The organism is Xanthomonas nasturtii, from assembly GCF_001660815.1.
In the GTDB taxonomy this organism is placed as follows: domain Bacteria; phylum Pseudomonadota; class Gammaproteobacteria; order Xanthomonadales; family Xanthomonadaceae; genus Xanthomonas; species Xanthomonas nasturtii.
Window position 1 is genome coordinate 33,983 of sequence record NZ_LYMI01000017.1, and the last position, 18,556, is coordinate 52,538.

At 59.0% G+C, this 18,556-nt stretch carries 14 protein-coding genes and 4 pseudogenes; 7 read left to right on the top strand and 11 right to left on the bottom strand.

The annotated features are described in order from the left end of the window. Window positions 1-429 precede the first annotated feature (429 nt). From A7D16_RS08055 to A7D16_RS08075, 5 genes and pseudogenes are all read right to left on the bottom strand, one after another. Window positions 430-762 carry a lipoprotein gene (locus A7D16_RS08055; protein ID WP_047695743.1) on the bottom strand — a complete coding sequence of 111 codons (333 nt, stop codon included), beginning with the start codon at window positions 760-762 and terminating at the stop codon, window positions 430-432. A 118-nt stretch (window positions 763-880) separates the two neighbouring features. Beyond that, complete coding sequence (locus tag A7D16_RS08060; protein ID WP_064631575.1) at window positions 881-3,037, bottom strand: hypothetical protein; 2,157 nt, start codon at window positions 3,035-3,037, stop codon at window positions 881-883. 52 nt (window positions 3,038-3,089) lie between these two features. Further along, window positions 3,090-3,926: a restriction endonuclease gene (locus A7D16_RS08065; protein ID WP_064631514.1), complete on the bottom strand. Its 837-nt coding sequence runs from the start codon at window positions 3,924-3,926 to the stop codon at window positions 3,090-3,092. A 234-nt stretch (window positions 3,927-4,160) separates the two neighbouring features. After that, window positions 4,161-4,553, bottom strand: a pseudogene (locus A7D16_RS24450) (XVIPCD domain-containing protein); the annotation flags it as partial. 1,256 nt (window positions 4,554-5,809) lie between these two features. After that, window positions 5,810-6,301 carry a hypothetical protein gene (locus tag A7D16_RS08075; protein ID WP_064631516.1) on the bottom strand — a complete coding sequence of 164 codons (492 nt, stop codon included), beginning with the start codon at window positions 6,299-6,301 and terminating at the stop codon, window positions 5,810-5,812. Window positions 6,302-6,664: 363 nt separating this feature from the next. On the opposite strand from A7D16_RS08075, the gene A7D16_RS08080 reads away from it, so the two are divergent. Then, window positions 6,665-7,561 carry a pseudouridine synthase gene (locus tag A7D16_RS08080; protein WP_064631518.1) on the top strand — a complete coding sequence of 299 codons (897 nt, stop codon included), beginning with the start codon at window positions 6,665-6,667 and terminating at the stop codon, window positions 7,559-7,561. Between the two features lie 118 nt (window positions 7,562-7,679). Beyond that, window positions 7,680-8,018 carry a hypothetical protein gene (locus tag A7D16_RS08085; RefSeq protein WP_064631520.1) on the top strand — a complete coding sequence of 113 codons (339 nt, stop codon included), beginning with the start codon at window positions 7,680-7,682 and terminating at the stop codon, window positions 8,016-8,018. Window positions 8,019-8,046: 28 nt separating this feature from the next. On the opposite strand, the gene A7D16_RS08090 is transcribed toward A7D16_RS08085, so the two are convergent. Next, a complete protein-coding gene (locus tag A7D16_RS08090) occupies window positions 8,047-8,502 on the bottom strand; it encodes a hypothetical protein (protein WP_064631522.1) in 456 nt (151 codons plus the stop codon). A gap of 302 nt (window positions 8,503-8,804) precedes the next feature. Here A7D16_RS08090 and A7D16_RS08095 point away from each other — a divergent pair, with 302 nt between their 5' ends. Continuing rightward, on the top strand, window positions 8,805-9,206 hold the full coding sequence (locus tag A7D16_RS08095; RefSeq protein WP_064631524.1) for an antitoxin Xre/MbcA/ParS toxin-binding domain-containing protein: 402 nt from the start codon (window positions 8,805-8,807) through the stop codon (window positions 9,204-9,206). A gap of 81 nt (window positions 9,207-9,287) precedes the next feature. On the opposite strand, the pseudogene A7D16_RS08100 reads toward A7D16_RS08095, so the two are convergent. The 4 genes and pseudogenes from A7D16_RS08100 to A7D16_RS08110 form a co-directional block, all read right to left on the bottom strand. Beyond that, window positions 9,288-10,218, bottom strand: a pseudogene (locus A7D16_RS08100) (alpha/beta hydrolase-fold protein); the annotation flags it as partial. Beyond that, window positions 10,218-10,361: pseudogene (locus A7D16_RS22435) on the bottom strand (IS5/IS1182 family transposase); the annotation flags it as partial. The pseudogenes A7D16_RS22435 and A7D16_RS08100, both read right to left, overlap by 1 nt. Window positions 10,362-10,817: 456 nt before the next feature. Then, a complete protein-coding gene (locus A7D16_RS08105; protein WP_064631526.1) occupies window positions 10,818-11,930 on the bottom strand; it encodes a type II toxin-antitoxin system RelE/ParE family toxin in 1,113 nt (370 codons plus the stop codon). Next, window positions 11,917-12,123: a hypothetical protein gene (locus A7D16_RS08110; protein WP_064631528.1), complete on the bottom strand. Its 207-nt coding sequence runs from the start codon at window positions 12,121-12,123 to the stop codon at window positions 11,917-11,919. The genes A7D16_RS08105 and A7D16_RS08110 overlap by 14 nt, the downstream gene beginning before the upstream one ends. Window positions 12,124-12,398: 275 nt before the next feature. On the opposite strand from A7D16_RS08110, the gene A7D16_RS08115 reads away from it, so the two are divergent. Further along, a complete protein-coding gene (locus A7D16_RS08115; RefSeq protein WP_064631531.1) occupies window positions 12,399-12,905 on the top strand; it encodes a hypothetical protein in 507 nt (168 codons plus the stop codon). Window positions 12,906-12,936: 31 nt separating this feature from the next. Here A7D16_RS08115 and A7D16_RS08120 read toward each other — a convergent pair whose 3' ends face one another. Then, complete coding sequence (locus tag A7D16_RS08120; protein ID WP_064631532.1) at window positions 12,937-14,202, bottom strand: phospholipase D-like domain-containing protein; 1,266 nt, start codon at window positions 14,200-14,202, stop codon at window positions 12,937-12,939. 731 nt (window positions 14,203-14,933) lie between these two features. On the opposite strand from A7D16_RS08120, the gene A7D16_RS21415 reads away from it, so the two are divergent. From A7D16_RS21415 to A7D16_RS08135, 3 genes and pseudogenes are all read left to right on the top strand, one after another. Beyond that, on the top strand, window positions 14,934-16,280 hold the full coding sequence (locus A7D16_RS21415) for a hypothetical protein (protein ID WP_239686964.1): 1,347 nt from the start codon (window positions 14,934-14,936) through the stop codon (window positions 16,278-16,280). A 139-nt stretch (window positions 16,281-16,419) separates the two neighbouring features. Further along, a pseudogene (locus A7D16_RS08130) lies at window positions 16,420-16,869 on the top strand (YdeI/OmpD-associated family protein); the annotation flags it as partial. A 118-nt stretch (window positions 16,870-16,987) separates the two neighbouring features. Beyond that, window positions 16,988-18,349, top strand: a complete 1,362-nt coding sequence (locus A7D16_RS08135; protein ID WP_064631536.1) for an MFS transporter — start codon at window positions 16,988-16,990, stop codon at window positions 18,347-18,349. The last annotated feature ends 207 nt before the right edge of the window (window positions 18,350-18,556 follow it).

Consider the following 18,556-nt stretch of genomic DNA (forward strand, 5'->3'; position numbering starts at 1 on the left):
AAAAAAAACCGCGAGGCCAGGCATCCGCCTGACCTCGTTCGCCGTCTAACAGGTCGGGCGGCTTACTTGCCTTTCTTTTCCTGCTTCGCCGCGCGCTTTTCCTTCAGCGTCTTGGTCGGCTCTTTCTTCTGGCTCTTCTTCTGGTCCATCCCCTTGCTCATGACACCCTCGTAGTTGCTGGATTGATCGGTCGGGCAGCGCCATGACCCTGGCGTGCCTGCGCACTGTAAGGCTTGTGCGCTATGGATGGCAGCAGATTCAGGCCAAGCGCCGAACTGAGCGGCAGGACGGGTCTTCGCAAGGCGGGGCAAGGGCCGGCAGCCCATCGAAGCGGACGGCAAAACCACAAGGCCCAACGACCAAAACGCCTGCGTGCGACCGTCAAGGTCCGCACGCGGGCGTTGATGGCATCCGGTGACAGCAGCAGCGTTACTTGGCCGGCACGCGCTGGTACTGCTCGCCGCCGGTGTTGAGGTGGCCATTGCTCTCGTCGATGGCGAAGTTCACCGTCTCGCCATCGTTGGTGACCTGCAGCGCCCCGTCCTTGTACACCGCCGGGTAGCTCTCGGTCTTGGGCTGGCGGCTGAAGAACTTCGGCGTGGTGCTGCGGACCATGAAGGTCTCGCCATTGCGCTCGATGTCCATCGTCTCTTCCTGCGTCTGCACGTTGACCCAGTGGCCAACGAACTGCTCGCCCTCCACCTTGGCGCAACCGCTCACCAACAGTGCCGCAGCCAGCGCGGTGCCCATCCACTTCATCATCGTGTGTTCTCCAGTTGAGGCTGGAGGCGAGGATGGCGGGTGGGGGATGTATGGGAGGTCAAGGTGTCCCATGTCAATTGAAAACGTGACATCACCTCCGTCACCTCGTGTGCTTGTTTTATGGAAGCAACTTGACTTCTACATAGAGCGTTTTCAGATGAGCTATTCCCAAATCCAGAATGGGCTCATACATGAATGAGTTTAGATGAATGTTCTCAGGGGTCATCAAGTTAACTTGCTCAAGAACAGAAACATCTTCCAGCCTACCAAGGCCTAATCTCTTGTATTCCTGAAGAAGTTCGATTGTCTGATTCTTCTTGATGGCTTCAATAAAAACAGCATTGTTGATGGTTCTAATCATATGCCGTTCGGCTAAAAGCCTGATGGCAATTGATAAGACAATCTTTCCCTCAAGCTCTATTGCTTCCTCCTGCTGATTGAGAACCGATTCTGCTTCTTCGTGGATCACATCAATTACAAACTTCGCTGGTGGGGTCAGTGTCAATTGCTGCTTATCAGCCAATATCTTTTTATATATCGAGCAAAGCTCATCAAGAGTTAAAGTGTCGGTGTCACCTTTGACATGCAGCAGTGATGTCAGCTTCAAAAATTCATCTTTGTGCCCGCAGAATTCAGCCAAATTCCTAACAAAAGGAATGGCCGAGATGCAGTAAGCGGGTGTGGTTATATTCCTCTTCCAATAATCAAATGGATTGTTCTGATATTTTTCTTGCACCAGCTTCAACTTTCTACCGGTTTTTGTTGCATGTAGCTTGCAGCTCCAATCTAAACTTAACCGTCCGCTTATACTCCTGTAGAAGTCGAAATTGTGAGAGAGAAAAAAACACATGAACTTCCCTGAGTTGAAAATATCCTTTAGATACTCAATGATTGCATACTTGTTTTTATAGTCAAACGAGTCTGCAATATCATCAATCACTAATATCGTAACTGCGCCTTTCTTCCTTCTTGTCTCTATCTCAAACAAGATGTTCAGTATATAAAGTGATCTTCTTTCGCCTTGGCTAAGAACCTTTAGCAAGGATTCTCTAGCAACATCACCCTCACCATCACCATCTCTAAACTTGAATGAAATGGAAGGTTGTGAGCCTTTTAAGATTACATCATCTTGGTTTGCCACAATCATCTTGAACGGGACAGAGAACCGCTTGTTGAAGGAATCAACAACTGCTTCCCATTCTGTTCTTTCACTCTTAGCTTGCTCAACAGCTTCTTCAATAGTGACCTTGCTCGTTCTGTAGGCCTCGAGGAATTGACTATAAAGGTCCTTCTGATCGACCAAGTAAGCAATCCAAAGTTCCTTCTGAAGCTTCTTGAAGTCCTTCAGGTATGGAAGAATGTGTTGGTTATCAAAGAGGTAGTCTCTAAATTTCCTAAGCTCAGTATTTTGGATTTTCTTATCTATCGCATCAAACTTTGTAGCAAGATCCTTGTCTGTCAGAATCTTCTTTCGCTCTTCCTCAATTTTCTCAGCAAGTTGATCAGCAGTAGTAACCTCTTTCATCCCATCTTTAGTTCTGAGATTTACTGTGTGCTTGGCTTCAAAAAACCCATTATCTTTGAGCTGCTTGTTAACAGTCGACGCGCTGTAATGATTGAACTGCTTGCTGAGGACATCAGAATTGGACACCAGTTCGTTGTATTGTTGGATGTATTCTTCCAGCTGATGCTTGATGGACCCGGAATCCAAAAGTCCAACAGTCTTATCATTAAAAACTTCCGAATACACGACACTGGAAAGCTGCGACGGAGTGCCGGCATTCACTTGTTCTTCCAGTGAATCTACAAGTTCAGCGAGTGATTTCTTTCCAAAGCATTTCAAAATTTCTGTTTCTACAGTAATTGCTCTCCCCGTCAATCCGGATAGTTGTTTAAGTTTCAAAACCAAAGCTGACTGCTTGTCCGCAATCTCTTTAAGAGCATAATCATACTTTTGTTTAACTTCACTGTTCACAAGAAGTAATGATGTATTCTCAGAAGCGAAGTCGACATTATATGGCTCTACAACAAAAACTGAATCAGCAGCAATGTCGGTTCCCGCAGCATCTTTAATTAATTTATTTGAAGCTCTATCTGGAAAAATAAGGTCTTTTGTTTCTCGTCCTTTGGAAAAATCATCGAAGGCCTTTGAAAACGAAGTTTTCATGAAACCATTTGGCGCATAAATGGCATATCCATTGCTATTGGTGAAATCAAATTCATGCACCAATTCACTGATGCCATAACAGTTCTTAAGGTCTACAGACAGCCTCATGTTCATCGCTCGAGTTTAAGTTCGAAAAAAGGAAAAACGTGGTCAGACGCCCTCACGCAGTTCCCCTGCATTTCGGGAACTGGCTGCAACCTAGAAAGTTTTTGCTAGTGCGCCGATTCTTTCTCTGCACAAGCCCGCTGCCGCAGCGCGGGCAGCTTGGGGCGGCGATCGTTGCAGAGGCAGTGGATTCTGTGGAAGCGAAGTGGGATTCGACGCGTGCCACTTGTGGTATCGGTTGCGACGCTGCGTGTAGTTGCACTGCTCGAATGATTCCCAGCAGCTGCTCCCCACCAATCAATTCAATCGGCTTGCCTTCTGCAAAGCGCTGCGCGTCCTTCGTGTAGGTTCCGATACAGGCGATCTTGACCGCGTGGGCTTGGTGATGAGCGAGCAGGCCAAACATTTCCCGCACGACGCTGACGCCGACCTGCTGGCGCTTCCATTGCTTGCATTGCACCAGCGTGCGGCGGCCGTCCTTGCGCAGGATCAGGTCGATGCCGCCGTCGGCGCCGCCCAGGCCAGTTTCTTCGACGCTGTAGCCCTGGCGGCGAAAGGCTTCGCCCACCAATCGTTCGAACTGGCGCCAGCCGCCGGCGGCCAGGCTCTCCAGGCTTGTGCGTGTTTCCAGAAAGCGCTGCCGGCTGCGTGTGCCCAGGTAAGAGAACAGCGCGGCAAGCCAGCAGACGCCGAGCAGCGTCCACGCCAATGGCGCGAGCATCCCGCTCGATTGCTGGGCAATGCCCTGCGAAAGCATCCCGCCGTGTTGAGAAAACCACCAGCCGATGCCGTAGCGCACAGCAAGATACGCAGCGACTCCTGCAACCAAGCCACCCGGCCACGGTAATGCAGCCAATGCTTCAAACCCGGTTTTCTTCTTTCTGCGTCCCATGCAAGAACCCCCGTCCCAGCTTCGACCATAGCCGCTGCAACAGGTTTTGTCAGCAGAGCATCTGCGCCGTTGCGAGCAATCTTCCACCAGACATCAGCCACACGCGCTCGAAAGTGAGAAACCAAATTCTCGCTCCACCGCTTGAGGCCGCTTATGCGTCCATCAGCGCGCCCGCGTGCGTCGGAGTATTAATGCCCTCGCGAAACCTCAGGGCCAAAGCTATTTCGTGCCCTCTCATACCATCCGGGGCGGCGGAGTGATCGATTGTTCGCGCTGCTGCTCTTGTTGCTGGGACTGTTGCTGCCGCTGCGTCTCACCTAAGGACTGCAATTGCGCCAGAGACTGTTCAACCGGCTGTGCAATGGCGTCGTTGGTCTTCATGTGCGCCATCTTGTGTGCGGGATCGTTCAACGCCCCCTCTACAACGAACAGGTTCTCGCCTTGTCGCACAGACTTAGAGTTCTCGCTCAACACGACATGATCGATTCTTGTCAGCCCATTCTCTTTAGCTAAGTACGCGCTACTTGCTGCCAGCCGTGCGCTGTTGTCGTCGTACTCACGGCCGAGGCCTTGCTCAAGGCGGCGAACGGCATCTTCGGCTTGGCGATGGAGCGGGTCCTGTGATGGAAGCAAGGAACCATGCCTAGGCACCACGGGCGGTTGATCATGCAGCGTTGGCTGCGCTGGTTCTTCCGATCCGCGCAATGGATTTGCATGTGGATCGACATGCAGCAATCTACGCGCCTGACCATTTTCGTTGATGTTCAGATCTGTGGTTCCGTCATCGTTACGCACACGCGCAAGATTCTGCCGCTCAACACCGCTCCAAGCACCATTCAAGAATGCGTGACCCTGACCTGTCTTGTCCCAGGTCACCAAGTCGTTACCGGCAGCATAAAAGCCGGCACCATTGAATCGCGTTGGGTCTGCCCGGTCCGTTGAAGCATTTTGATAGGTAGCGCCACGATCCAGCGCGCTCACGAATTCCTCTGCACGGTTGTAGTGCAGAAACAGGTTTTTCACCGCATGGTATTCGTGCGCCAAGTTTTGGCCTGCCTGCGGCGCATTGAGTGTTGTCGGATCCACAAGCGGGCTGGCGGCCACATTGGTCCATGCTGTTGCAAGCGGGCTACGTGAATCCGCATTGCGCAATGCATTTACCACCTCGGCGCCCTCCAGCGCTTTGTCTCGCCCAGCTTCCAGATAGTCGCCACGTCCAGTCGCCCTTGGATTCAGATCATCAATGGCGGCACTCACATCCGTGAGCGAATGGTACTGATTTGCCTCGATGTCGCGGATCATCGGCGCGGTACGCGTTTCGTTCTGATTGTAGGCCTTCCCAACCATCGTCGCCAACCTAACTTGGTCGTCCAGAGACGCATTCTGGTAGAGCTCACTCCGCTGCAAGGGCGCGATAGCGCGATCCATCAACTTGTCGATTTGCGCCACATCGCGTTGATGTACCCAGCTGATGCCCTCGTTAGAAGAAAGGAATGCGTCCAGCTTGGATTTCACTTCAGCATCGAGCGGCCGACCGGCATCGACGCGGATAGCGCGGCCGTTACGGCCAAGATCGGCGACTGTCTGATCAACCTGCTGTTGGCTGAGAACAAGATCTTGCTGCTGCCCATGCGCCCATTGTTGATAGGCATTCACGAGGTCCCTTGGAACATTCTCCCCGTTAGGCATGTTCGGCTGATAGTGCTGTCCCAAGTCAGTTTGGATGGTGCCGATCGTGTAGCCACTGTTGTCGGCCGGCTCTAGCAACGGTGTCCTGAGATTGTCGCCAGCGACCTCCAATTGATAAGCGGCATAGCCGCTTTCGGATGACACGCCGACGGCAAAGTACAGCGTGGCCCGCAACTCCTGATCTGTCAGCCTGCTCATGAGTCGCTTTCCGTGTCTGCACAGGTTTCGGATGGAATCTGCTTGCCCTTGATATCAGGGTGCAAGGCGATATCTCGCTTATATGCATCGCCGAACTTCTGGTAGCGAACCAAGGCCCGCTTTTCAAGAACGAAGTAATCTTCTTCCCCCGAAAAGTTGGGACATGCCTCATAGCCTGCCTCGCCATCATCGCTGCAGTAGCGAACGTAGAGCTTTCCGCTACGCACTTCCCCTTCCAATTTTCCGCCACCCCCACGCGCGTTGGTTCCTTCGCTCCACTCTCCCGTGACATGGCTCTTCTGCTGATGGAGGTCAACGCTCAGAAAGTGGCCAGAACCGCAGGCGGTGGCGTATGCCCACTTGTTTGCAAAGTTACCGACCGTCGCACCAGCCGGTGGCGAAGCATTCGAGCATGCTGCACTCAGCGCCACTACGGTGAGTGACATGCAACGCATGATCTTCTTGTTGAACTTTATTTGAGCTGTCATTGAACGCTTCCTTGATCTGCGCTATCGGCGAGTCGGCGTAGGACACAGCGACTTTACTGTAAGTAGCAATTTTGAATTTGTTGACGGTCCAAGAAATCGCAGTTAGGCCATTGGCAAAAGGCACTACTGGGAAAAATGACGCTTTTCCGCGCGCCGATCACAGGTTGGTGTCTGGAAGCAGGCGCATTCACATCTCCTTGGGATAGAGCTGCAGCATTGCCTAACGTGGCGTCATGCGTATCGCCTGTCAGACCTGTTGCCGCCGAGGCGTTTCTGTTCACTTTGCAGAGATGAGGAGGAAACGGCAAACGCGGGCAAGGTACGATGCCAGCCCTGTTCATATGAGCGCGCCTTGTTGTGGCCATGCTTCCGGCACGCCCGATCCTCGATGGCATCCCCGCCAGCCAGTTCCAGCTGCCACCCGGCCCCTGGTCCACGGTGTTGGAAGCGCTGTGCGCGTGCTTTGCGGGTGTGGATGCTGCCACCTGGCGGGACCGCTTCGCGCGCGGGCGTGTGCTGGATGCCGAAGGCCGCGCGCTCGATGCCTCCGCACCGTATCGCCTGGGCGCGGAGATTTTGTACTTCCGCGAGGTGGTGGACGAGCCGGTCATTCCGTTTGCCGAGACCGTGGTGCACGCCGACGCGCACGTGGTCGTTGCCTGCAAGCCGCACTTTCTGCCGGTGGTGCCCGCGGGCGCTTATGTGCGCGAGACATTGCTGACGCGGTTGGTGCGGCGCTTGGATAACCCTGCATTGGTGCCGCTGCACCGCATCGACCGCGATACCGCAGGGCTGGTGCTGTTTTCCGCCAACCCGGCAACACGCGGCATCTACCAGGCGCTGTTCTGCGAACAACGCATCCGCAAGCACTATCTTGCGATCGCACCGCCGCTGCCGGGGCTGATGTTTCCGTATGTGCATCGCAGCCGGCTGGAGCCGGGCGAGCCGTTCTTCCGCATGCGCGAGGGCGTGGGCGAGCCGAATAGCGAAACAGTGATCGACGTGGTCGCGCGCGGCGAGCACGCATGGACGTATCGGCTGGAGCCAGTCACCGGGCGCAAGCACCAGTTGCGCGTGCACATGGCCGCGCTGGGCGCACCGATCCTGCATGACCGCTTCTATCCAGAGCTGGAAGATCAGCGGCCCGATGATCCGGAGCGGCCGCTGCAACTTTTCGCACATACGCTTGCATTCGATGATCCGATGACCGGTGATCCTCGGCGCTTCACCGCGACGGTCGGACCGACAAAATTGGCTTGAGACGCGAGCCTGTGCTTCGCTGAAAAATCAGACGAAATATCTGGTTTTCAGATATCCGAAGAAGCGCGCTACGGTGGCCTTGCGGACATCCCGTCCGCTCACGTCGAGGACGGACGCCATGACCACTTCGAAAGCCATTACGACCAATACCCGGCAGCGCGCTCGGCTAGCGGCCAGGATACAAACGTCCGAAGAGCCCTTCACCTTCGGCGTCACCCTGCAGCAGATCGACCAGTTCCACACGCTGCTGCGCACGATCACTGCGCAGAGCGACATGGTTGCGGTGTGCAGCGGCAAGCCGCTGGATGCCACCAGTCTGTCGGTTCTGGGCGAGAGCATCTTCAATGCCGCCCGCGCGGTGCGCGGTGTGGTCGACGAGATTTACGAGCAGCGGCTCGGTGGCGATGGTCCGGACGATGCGGCCGAAGCGAGCGGGCAGCGCGGCGCCAGGGTCTGACCGGGCGCCGCGTGCAATCGCATCAACCTCAACGCACCCTGTACAACACCGCCGCACCCGGCCTGGGTTCGAACATCGGCACGGTTTGCTGTTTGAGCGCGGTGCCCTTCGCATCCCACACCAGCGTTTCGACGGGGTAGTCGTCCTTGCGGGTCATCGTGCCGATTCGTTGGACGATCACGGTCTTGGCGGCCGGCACGTCCGGGTTCCAGGCGAACACGCCCAGGCGGCCGTAGAACACCGCCGGCGCAGCGGCATCCAGGCGGCGGTCCGGACACATGACCAGGCCGCGTTCCAGCATCACCCGCAGCGCGCCCACGGGCACGGCCTTGACGGTGGGGCTGGTGCGTTCGGTGCTGTGGCCGGGGCAGACATTGGCCGAGCGGGTGATCATGTCTTCGGCCACCTGTCGGTCGGATTGGGCCAGCGCCGGCAGTGCGGCGGTGGACAGGGCAAGTACGGCGAGCGCGGATTTCCAGGGCATCTGACAACTCCTCATGAGGTGACACTCCAATACTGCAGCCCGTTGACTTGCAGGCTGCTGCCAGTGACGCGCCCGGAGCCTAGCAACCCCCGCGTTAAACACGGCGAAGGCCGGCGCCGCCTGGCCGCGGGTGCATGCACGCCGCAACCAGCCCGCCGCCGCCCAGGGCATCAACGCCGCAGCGGCCGGCCGCTGGGTAACGCAACGGTTGCTGACGCTGGGATCGCGTGTCAGGAGACTCCCGATTGAGCCGCAGTGGTGACACCGATAGCGTGCGCGCAATCACACCGCTGGATTGCCCCATGGAACGCGCCGACCTCATTGCATCACTGCTCACCGGCATGCGGCGTGCCGAAGACTTCCGTGCGCAGGCGTCCATCTACAGCACCGCGCATAGCCAGCAGATGGAGGTCGACCACGGCAAGGCCGCCGACGCCGAGCTGGTGCTGTCGCTGTTCGCCTTCACACCGGAGCACATCAAGCTGCTGGGCAGCGCCGGCATCCAGGCCCTGGGCGAGATTGTCTGCCACGCCTGGGCCTTGAACGGCGGCAACACTGAGGCGCTGATCGGCTGGTTCCGCAAGCCCATGAACGCATTGGACGGGCAGACGCCGGCCGCCCTGGTGCGCAGCGGCCGCCTGCAGGTGCTGCTGCTGGTGCTCAGGCAGCAGCTGGAGTGGGAGCTGCCGAAGCGCTCGGCCTGAAGCGCGGTCCCGGCGCCCGTCGCGTTTGACGCGCGTGCGGCCGGCGCGCCCGTCGGCAGCGCCGGCCGTGCATCGGCGCGCTTACTGCTTCGGTCGCGCCACCGCGTACATCTCCCAGGCGATCTTCTTCATCAGGGCGTTGCTGTCGTCGCCCTCCTTGTATAGGTCGAAGTGGGTGCGGCCTTCCAGGTAGCGGAAGTCGCTCTTGGCGCCCAGGCCGTCCAGCACCGCCTGGAACTTGCGCGCCGCGCCATCCAGGTAGAACGTGTCGGCGGTGCCGACGATCAAGTGGATCTTGCCGTCCAGATCCGGCTTGAGCGTGGGCATTGCGCCGCCAAGCGCGCGGCGATGTCGTAGTGGGTGCGCCAGTAAGCCACCACGGCCGGGTCGACGGTGCCGGTGTCGCGGTCGAACATCGGCAGCGGCCGGCCGTCTGGCCCGCGCGGGGAGAACACTCAGTCGAACGAAGTGAACTGGCCGCCGTATTGGCCCAGCACGCGTTCGAGCTTGGCAAAGGTTTCCAGATCGGCCACCACCTTGCCCTGGTCGCGGATCAACGGCACCTTGCTGCCGTCGGCGTGCCGGTACATGTTGGCGTTGGGCGCATACAGATCCGGCCCGGTGAAGTCGTGGAAATCGCTCGAATCGGGCGAGGTGGACCAGGTGCCGCCGAACAGTTTGGGGTAGCGCGTCTGCGCAGTCATAGCGTGGCCCAGCCACCGGACGAATGCCCGTTCAAGAACCGGCCCTTGGCCTTGCCGTCCATCTTGTACTGGCGTTCCAGCGCGGGGATCAGTTCTTCGGTCAGTGCGGTGCCCCAGGGGCCGTTGTTGACCGAGTCGGCGAACTCGCGGGTGCCGGTGGGCGTGGACTGGTCCAGGAACACCCAGATCATCGGCGGCATCTGCTTGGCGGCCATCGCGGCCCAGGTGGACGCGATGCTGCCGGCAAAGCGGTTGTAGTTGCCGCCGAAGCCATGGGTGACATACATGGTGGGATAGCGTGATGTAGCGATAGCGCCTGCTCCAACGCACTCCACGGCAGCCGATGGCTTAGTTGAACCAGTGGATGGCGCAGGTCGATCTGGTTTTCCAGACGCGAACGAAACAACTCATCGGCAGGTAAGTGCTCGGCAGCGGGACGGCGTGTGCGCATGGGCGAAAACTGCCAGAAACCAGTGCGTACATTAACGAAAACTGACAGTTCCAGCACGCCGAAAACGCGGGAGACGCCCTGCAATGGATGTGGTTTGGGGGTTTTTCAGGGGCGACTAATGAGGTTGAGGTGAAAGAATTTGCAACGTTGGACGCTGATTCTCCATTGAGCAAAGAGAACAGTTGAAATCAAGAAAATTATTCAACTGCGCGAATTCAGCTAGGCTAGTCTGAAATCAGATTTATGTGTGGTTTTATTGTCGGGCGTGCATAAGGCGCCAAGACTTGCGGGACTTCAAGAGCTTTCGGTCCAGGTCAGCTGCGAGGCCTGCTTGACCGTTGGCACAGATGACCTCATCTGTATGTGGTAATTCCAGAAAATCTTGCTCAAACGGTGGATCCAGTCACGCGCACCTTGGCTTGAGTTTTTAGCTAGGTCCAGCAGTACAACTCAATCTCACCGATACGGCCCTGGCCCGCGCCACACCGGCTCGCCCTGCTTGTAGACCTCCATCATGTTGATGACCTCGCGGGCATCGCCGATGTCTTTCAGCTCCGGGGAATCCGGCGGCAGCAGGCGGCATTTGCTGGAGCCGCGCTTGAGGGCCACTTCCAGTGGGCAGACCATGCGGTATTGGGTGCCAGGCAGGATGATGGCCACTTCCTTCATGCCCTGGTCGCGCCAGTTGCGTAGCTGGGTTTCGCTGCGTACTTCGTAATAGACCTGGTAGCCGCCGATATCCAGGCTGGGTTGGGCGTTGTTGCGATCGCGGCGGCGGCCTTCGCTGATGGTGGGCGTGTTGGACATACCGTCTTCGGCGGCGTCGGCTTGCTCTTCGAGCATGCCCGGCGGGCGGCCGGTCCAGGTTTCGGGGCGGCGCTGCGGCGGCGACGACGGTTCGGCCGGCGGTTGCGGTGGGGTGGGGCGCTGCACCGGTTGGGTCTGGCGCTGCTCGACCAGGCCGCCGCGGCGGGTGTTGCCTGCCGGCGGGATCGGGTTCTTGGCGGTCTTGACCAGCGTCGATTGCACCGGCGAGGCGGCCGGCGGCGGCTGCACGGGCGCGGGTTTTTGCGACGGAGGGGTCGGCGTCGGGGAGGGCGTGGGCTGATCGGGTTGGGAGGTGTCGCCGACAAAATCCACCTTGGTGCGGCCACCGCTGGCCGAGCCTTGCGGCGGGGTCATGGTGGGGGTGGAGGCCGACAGCAGGATCAGCAGCATCAGCACGTGCAACAGCGCGCTGATCAGCGCGGCAATCCACGGTTCGATGCGTTCGATCAGCGGTTCGGTCCGTGGTAGCCAGTCGCTGGCATCGAGATGGACATGCAGCACCTGCAGCGCGTCGTCGCGCACGCGGTAGACCAGCACGTACGGGGTTTGCTTGACCACCCACTCGCGGGTGCCGGCGACGCGGCCGGCGCGCCCGCGTCCGGGCTGCTCGGCCAGCGTGCGGGTGGCTTCCAGCACCTGCCGCGCCATCGCTGCGGCGGCGGTCGGGTTGAGCGCGTGGTAGTGATCCTGGGCGTGGGCAAGCTGCGTGACGGCCGGGACGGTCCAGTCACGCCGTAACATCAACGCCCCATCTGGCGAACAGTGCGCTCACCTGTGCCGGAGCGGTAAACGCGCCATGCTCTGCAGCGGCAATGCCGTCCTGCACCGCGGCCTGGAAGCTGGCAGCGGCCACGACGCGGATCACGTCGTCCCATCCGGCAGCATCGGGCAGCGTGTCGATCAGCGTATGTGCGTCTTGCTTGATGGCGGACATGGCACGGCGGTGGGGAGTTCTGCCGACAAGTCTACCTGTGCTGCTCTGGTTCGCGTGTGGCAGCGGCTGGTGCGCGTTCGCGGCGTTCACCGGCCGGGGCGGCAAGCGCCTGCGCGGTGGTGGTCTCGGTTGCGTAGTGCTTTGCCGGATGGTCGGTTGCGGGGACCGACCGCCACGCTGCCGCCTGCAGAAAGTGACACTTGGCACCTTGTTCGCGTCGGTGGCTGGTTTCATTCTGCGTCGGTCGCTTCAGCTCACCCCGCAAAGGAACCGCCATGCCCGCAGCTGCCATCGCACCACTGACGCCGTACCTCTCGATGGCCGCCATCGGCTACCTCTACTACCGGCGCATCCGGCGCAGCTTCGGCCGCCAGCAGTGGAAGCCGGCGAGCACGGCGTTGCGCAGCGTGGTGCTGGTCATCGCGGCAGCGGCGCTGGCGTATGCGGTGTACGGCTTGCCGCAGGTGCGGGAGGGTATTGCCGTGGGCACGCTGGTCGGCGTCGGGCTGGGCGCAGTGTCGCTGCGCTATACGCATGCCGAATGGGTGGAAGGGCGCGGCTGGTATACGCCCAATCCGTGGATCGGTGGCGGATTGATGCTGGTGCTACTGGGGCGTCTGGCCTGGCGCTGGGCCGATGGCGCGTCCAATGCGGGCGCGGCGGCTGCCGGGTCGCAGGCCAGCCCGCTGACCCTGGGCATCGCGGCGGCACTGGTGCTGTATTCGCTGGTGCACGTGGGCGGGCTGTGGTGGCGCCTGCGCCAGCTGCGGCTGCAGGCATGACACGCGCAGCGCACGCCGATGCGTTAGCGCTCTATACCTGCGACCGGAATGGAAGCACCAGTTTCTCGCCCAGCTTCTGCCGCAGCGGCCGCTTGCGCCAGCGTTCCAGCGTATACAGTTCGGCGCGTTGCAGATCGCGCTCGAACACTTCGGTCATCTGTGCGGCCAGCGCGCTGTCGTAGACATTCAAACTGGCTTCGTCGTTGAGCCGGAACGAGCGGATGTCGAAGTTGGTGGAGCCCACCGACACCAGCAGGCCATCGATGATCAGCAGCTTGGTATGCAACATGGTGGGCGTGTATTCGTGGATGTCGATACCGGCCTGCAACAGCGGCTCCCAGCTGGCCTTGGAGGCCAGCCGCACCGAGATCGCATCGATGTGCTTGCCGGGTAGCAGCACGCGGATGCGTACGCCGCGGCTGCGCGCCTCCAGCAGCGAACGGGTGATCAGCGCATCGGGCACGAAATACGCAGCCGCCAGGTCGATGGAGGTCCGCGCGGCGGCAATGGCGATCAGATACATCAGGTGCATGCTTTCGCTGCCGCCCGAGGGCGAGGCCACGAACAGCTGTGCGTCGCTGTCGCCGGCCGGGGCCAGTTCCGGGTAGTACTCGGCGCCGTTGAGCACGCGGCCGGTGGTCTTGATCCAGTTGTCGTTGAAGGCGGCCTGCACCTGCGCCACCACCGGGCCTTCGATGCGGTAATGCGAATCGCGCCAATGCTCCGGGTCCTGCGCATCGCCCATCCACTGGTCGGCCACGCCCACGCCGCCGGTGAACCCGATGCGGCCATCGATCACCAGCAGCTTGCGGTGGGTGCGGTTGTTGACGCGGTGCAGGTTGTACCAGGTCAGCGGACGGTAGCGATGCACCTCCACGCCGGCCTCGGTCATGGCCTCGACCAGCGCCGGGTCCATCTTCAGGCTGCCGCCCCAGTCGATGGTGACGCGCACCTTGATGCCCGCACGCGCACGCTCGGACAGCGCCTCACTGAACTCGCGGCCAATCTCGCCGGACCAATAAATATAGGTCTCGAAGGTGATGGTGCGCTGCGCGCCACGGATGGCCGCCAGCATCGCCGGGAAGATCTCGCGCCCGTTCTGCAGCACCTCGATCTTGTTGCCGGGCAGGATGGTCGGGCCCAGCAACACCGACATCTCGCGCTTGAACTGCGGGTCGGAGACGTCGTAGCAATGGCTCGGGATGTGCGCGAGCTTCTTCTCAGGCGTGGCGAAGTTCAGCAACAGCAGCCCCACCAGCAAGGCGATGACGACCGTGGCCACGATGATCCATAGCATGCATCCAGCTCCTGTTCCCCTGCCATCAACGGCCACAAACGGCCGGCATTCTGGCAAGGCGCGCGGCATGGGGGGTGTGAAGGAGCGTGATTCGGGCTGGCTGCAATGTCGGCATTCGGCATGACAGGCGGTTATTGCCCAGATTTGTCCATCGGACCTGGTTCCCCTGCTCAACGTCATGCTGCGTTGGCGCAGAGGCGTACTGCCATTCCATCATGAGAGGGAATTCTTGATGACCAAATCGTCGACATCCAGAAATCGCCGAGGACAGCAGGCGTGCTGTACCCCAGACGTGCCCGGAGACGTCTGGGGACGGCGGAATCATCTGTCGGGATGCTGGCAGTGCGACACACTTCAATGCATCAGGTGCGCCTGCATGCAGGCAAATACCCGATCCGAAAAATAAACCAATCATAATGGTTGAGTTAACGCGTTGGCATGTACCAGCTGAACTATTCGCGCAAGGCTCTGGTGTTTCGCCTTTCGTCGTGAACGGGTGGTGTGGTCCGTGAGAGGTTGCAAACAATAACAAGCCCGTCAAGCTAAGTGACGCCATGAAAACCAAAAATTCTTCCAGAAACGCCATTCGCAGGTACCACGACGCGGTTCGCGTGTAGACCAACGAATAATGAAACCACTCAAGACGTTTGCCGTGAGCAACCACTCGCAGCTTTTGTGAATTCGCTAGGCACCGAAGCTACTCAGGTTGCCTACCCGGATGAGGTACTCCCTTGAAATCACTATTTACCCCCAGTGTCCATAGACAGCAGCCCCATGCCGCTGTCAAAGACCGATGCGACGCGAAAGTGGATGCGCAGCGGCAGCGGGACGATCATTCCCCCGACCCTGACAGTCCGCTTGGGCGCAGGCCGCCTGATCGGAAAAAATCCAACAGACCAAATGCAAAGCCCAAGAAGGACTTACTTCAGAAATTTTGCTTCTCTGCTGGCGCAAGCACATCACGGACAAGTAGCCGCGCGTCTGGTGACAGGATGCCGCCTGAAGCCAGCCCCAGAGCTGGTGTCGATGCCTCTCACCTGGCCGGCGAAAAGCATGCTCAAGCGCCAACCAGGCAGGCAACGCTTGGCCAACGCCCTGCGAGCGGTGCGGAGGTGCCGAGAAAAAGAAAAACGCTGAAAGAGCTTTTCGAAGAAACAAAAGAAATGCACGAAGCTGATGCGCCACTCGTTGTTTTTAGCGGTGGCATACACACGCCTGCTTCATCTGTTCAAGCACATATCCGAGGTGTTGGCGGCAGTAGCACACGTAGCGAAATCGAAGAGATCGACGAACCGAGAGAAAATACGGTTGCGCCAGAAAGACTTGCGACCATCGAGGAAGAAAGTAACGAAGAATTGCGCGAGGCAGAACAGGGCGACAGCATCAAGCCAAATGGTGAGATCTTGATACCCTGGGCCAAAGACGCCAATCCAAAAAACCTTTTCTGGCAGAAAATCGATGAATACCATAAGCAAGAGATCTTTAATTTATTCTCAGAGAATGATGAGCTAAATGGTGTTGAGATTTATGAAAAACTCCGTGCCGCAGAAAATTCTGGTGATAGCCCGGTAGTCAGTCAAGATCGTAAAAATCACACGATTGGTAGCAGCTCCGGAAAGAGCAACCTTCACAAGAAACTGGAACTCATGGAGGAGATGGAAGCTTACTTGTTGGAGCATCATCAAACCAACGATCTCCGTAAGCCTCCCAAGACGCTGGAAATTTCCGAGGAGTTAAAAAATTTCATTAGGAACTCTCAAGCGCAGTTACAGGAGTTAACTAGGAAGTCTCAAGAGGAGTCAACGTCCGCTGCGCTAGATTGGAAGTCGTCTCCAGGCTCGCCAAAACCACCGCAGGATTATTTTCAAAACAGGTCAAATCTGTCGTCACCAGATCTGGAGCATTTTGAGTTCGCCGAAGGGCCAACATCGCCAACGTCAGATCATTTCCTGGAGAAAACTCAGGCGGCATACGAAAAGGCCGTAGAAATTGCGTCGCACAAGGAACGACTTGTGCGACAGGCGCGGCCGCTTCATAAGCCATCGCCCAGTCGGTTCATGAAATGGCTGCGCGGTTAGCACAAGAGCGTCTGACCCGGTGGGTTGCTGCCCGTGCAATTGGCTGATTCTTCCAACTGTCGTGAGCGGTCGTTGCAAGTCGAGAGGGACGCCGATCAGTCCATGACCAACCGCGAGGGTGACGGCGTTTTTTCGGTGCAGCGACACATTGCCTACTCGCAACATGCTCACCGTGGCATGTGCCTTCGTAGGTAATCCATTACGGGCGACCTTGCAGCCGGACGGGCAGGATGGGCATTGGCTCAAGGTGGATCGTGCGCTGCAGTGTGCGGCCGGGGTTGTCGCTGGCGAGATGGCGGTGCTGGACATCGTGCTGGTTGCCGAAGAACCCGAGCCGGTGCTGCCGGACGATCTGCATGCCGCGTTGGCCGCGCACCCAAACGCGCGGGCCACCTGGGACACCTTCACCGCAGTGGCGCAGCGCGACGGGATCTTTTGGGTCATCTCGGGCAAGAAGGCCGACACACGGGTCAAGCGTATTGCCACTGCCTGCGACATGCTCGCCTCCGGCAAGCGGCGTGCGTGCTGTTTCGACCGGTCGGGGATGTGCCATGAATCGCTTGCGGCGCCAACGCCCAAAGCGGGCTGAAGCTGGCCCGTGGCAGCCGGATCTGCGGGCTGTCTGTATATGCGCCGAAATGCTTACATGCGTCACACAAGCGCGCACCTATACTTTGGGGCTGCCCCATCCATGAGGTTCTGACTGCATGAGCGCACCCCCATCGCCTCCGATCGCCGCCGGTTCTGGCGCAGCTCCCGGTAGCCTTCGCCGCTCGGTGTCCAACACGCTCAAGGGCTCGGCCGGCAATCTGGTCGAGTGGTACGACGTCTACGTCTACTCGGTGTTTGCGGTCTATTTCGAGTCGCAGTTCTTTTCCAAGGAAGACAAGAACGCCACGATGTTCGTGTGGGCGATCTTTGCGATGACGTTCTTGATGCGCCCGATCGGGGCGTGGTATTTCGGCCGCTTTGCCGACCGCTACGGTCGCCGGCTGGCGCTGACCATTTCGGTATCGATGATGGCGCTGTGCTCGTTCGTCATTGCGATCACGCCCACCGTGACGACGATCGGCATTGCTGCGCCGATCATTTTGCTGCTGGCGCGCCTGCTGCAGGGCTTTGCCACCGGTGGCGAATACGGCACCAGCGCCACGTACATGTCCGAAGCGGCGATTCCGGGCCGGCGCGGGTTCTTGTCCTCGTTCCACTACGTGACGCTGGTGGGCGGGCATGTGCTGGCGCAGACCACCTTGTTGATCATGCTGCACTTTTTCGAGGTTCCGCAGATTTCCGAATGGGGCTGGCGTGTGGCCTTCGGTCTGGGCGGCATCGGCGCGTTGGTGGTGTTCTGGTTGCGCCGCACGATGGACGAATCACTGAGCTCCGAATCCATCGCCGATTCGCGCACCGGCAAGGCCAAGGCCTCCGGCTCGATGCGCGAGTTGTTCGTCAATCAGTGGCGTCCGTTGCTGTTGTGCTTCCTGATCACTGCCGGCGGCACGATCGCGTTCTACACCTATTCGGTGACCGGGCCGAAGATGATCCAGACCGCGTTCGCCGGGGGCGACGTCATGGCCGGCACCATCATCAACCTGGTGGCGTTGACGGTGCTGATGTTGATGCAGCCGGTGGGCGGCTGGTTGTCGGACATCGTCGGGCGCAAGACCCTGCTGGTGTTCTTCGGCATCGGCGGTGTGCTGTACACCTGGTTCCTGGTGATGGAATTGCCCAAGCAGACCGACTGGCTGACCGCCTTTGCGATCCTCACCGTGGGCTTTGTGATCCTGACCGGCTACACCTCGATCAATGCGGTGGTGAAGGCGGAATTGTTCCCCACCCATGTGCGCGCGCTGGGCGTCGGCCTGGGGTATGCGCTGGCGAATTCGGCCTTCGGCGGCACGGCGCCGTTGCTGTATCAAGCCTCGTTGAAGACCGGGCATGTGACCGAGTTCGTGATCTATGCGACCGCAGTGATCGCGGTGTCGTTGGTGGTCTACATGGTCTTCCTGACCAACAAGGGCAGCAATTGGCTGGACGACGAAGCGGTGATGCTTCAGCGCAATCGGTGATGAGCGCGCGCGGGCTGTACCGTTTCCTTCTCCCTGCGGGACATTGTCCTCCTTTATGGGGGGAGAAGGTGCCCCGTAGGGGCGGACGAGGGTACGTGCGAAGCCTCGTGTCATCTACCGCGAGTGGCTTCGCCCCGTACCCTCACCCCAACCCCCGCTCCGCGCCCCGGCCCGCGCTTGCGGCGCGGGCGCTCCAAGGCACGCGCG

Bases quoted from the DNA above. Each gene is read 5' to 3' on its own strand.
- A7D16_RS08075 (WP_064631516.1), bottom strand. From the start codon at position 6,301: ATGACAGCTCAAATAAAGTTCAACAAGAAGATCATGCGTTGCATGTCA.
- A7D16_RS08105 (WP_064631526.1), bottom strand. From the start codon at position 11,930: ATGTTACGGCGTGACTGGACCGTCCCGGCCGTCACGCAGCTTGCCCAC.
- A7D16_RS08115 (WP_064631531.1), top strand. From the start codon at position 12,399: ATGCCCGCAGCTGCCATCGCACCACTGACGCCGTACCTCTCGATGGCC.
- A7D16_RS08055 (WP_047695743.1), bottom strand. From the start codon at position 762: ATGATGAAGTGGATGGGCACCGCGCTGGCTGCGGCACTGTTGGTGAGC.
- A7D16_RS08060 (WP_064631575.1), bottom strand. From the start codon at position 3,037: ATGAGGCTGTCTGTAGACCTTAAGAACTGTTATGGCATCAGTGAATTG.
- A7D16_RS08135 (WP_064631536.1), top strand. From the start codon at position 16,988: ATGAGCGCACCCCCATCGCCTCCGATCGCCGCCGGTTCTGGCGCAGCT.
- A7D16_RS08065 (WP_064631514.1), bottom strand. From the start codon at position 3,926: ATGGGACGCAGAAAGAAGAAAACCGGGTTTGAAGCATTGGCTGCATTA.
- A7D16_RS08085 (WP_064631520.1), top strand. From the start codon at position 7,680: ATGACCACTTCGAAAGCCATTACGACCAATACCCGGCAGCGCGCTCGG.
- A7D16_RS08080 (WP_064631518.1), top strand. From the start codon at position 6,665: ATGCTTCCGGCACGCCCGATCCTCGATGGCATCCCCGCCAGCCAGTTC.
- A7D16_RS08120 (WP_064631532.1), bottom strand. From the start codon at position 14,202: ATGCTATGGATCATCGTGGCCACGGTCGTCATCGCCTTGCTGGTGGGG.
- A7D16_RS08090 (WP_064631522.1), bottom strand. From the start codon at position 8,502: ATGCCCTGGAAATCCGCGCTCGCCGTACTTGCCCTGTCCACCGCCGCA.
- A7D16_RS08110 (WP_064631528.1), bottom strand. From the start codon at position 12,123: ATGTCCGCCATCAAGCAAGACGCACATACGCTGATCGACACGCTGCCC.
- A7D16_RS08095 (WP_064631524.1), top strand. From the start codon at position 8,805: ATGGAACGCGCCGACCTCATTGCATCACTGCTCACCGGCATGCGGCGT.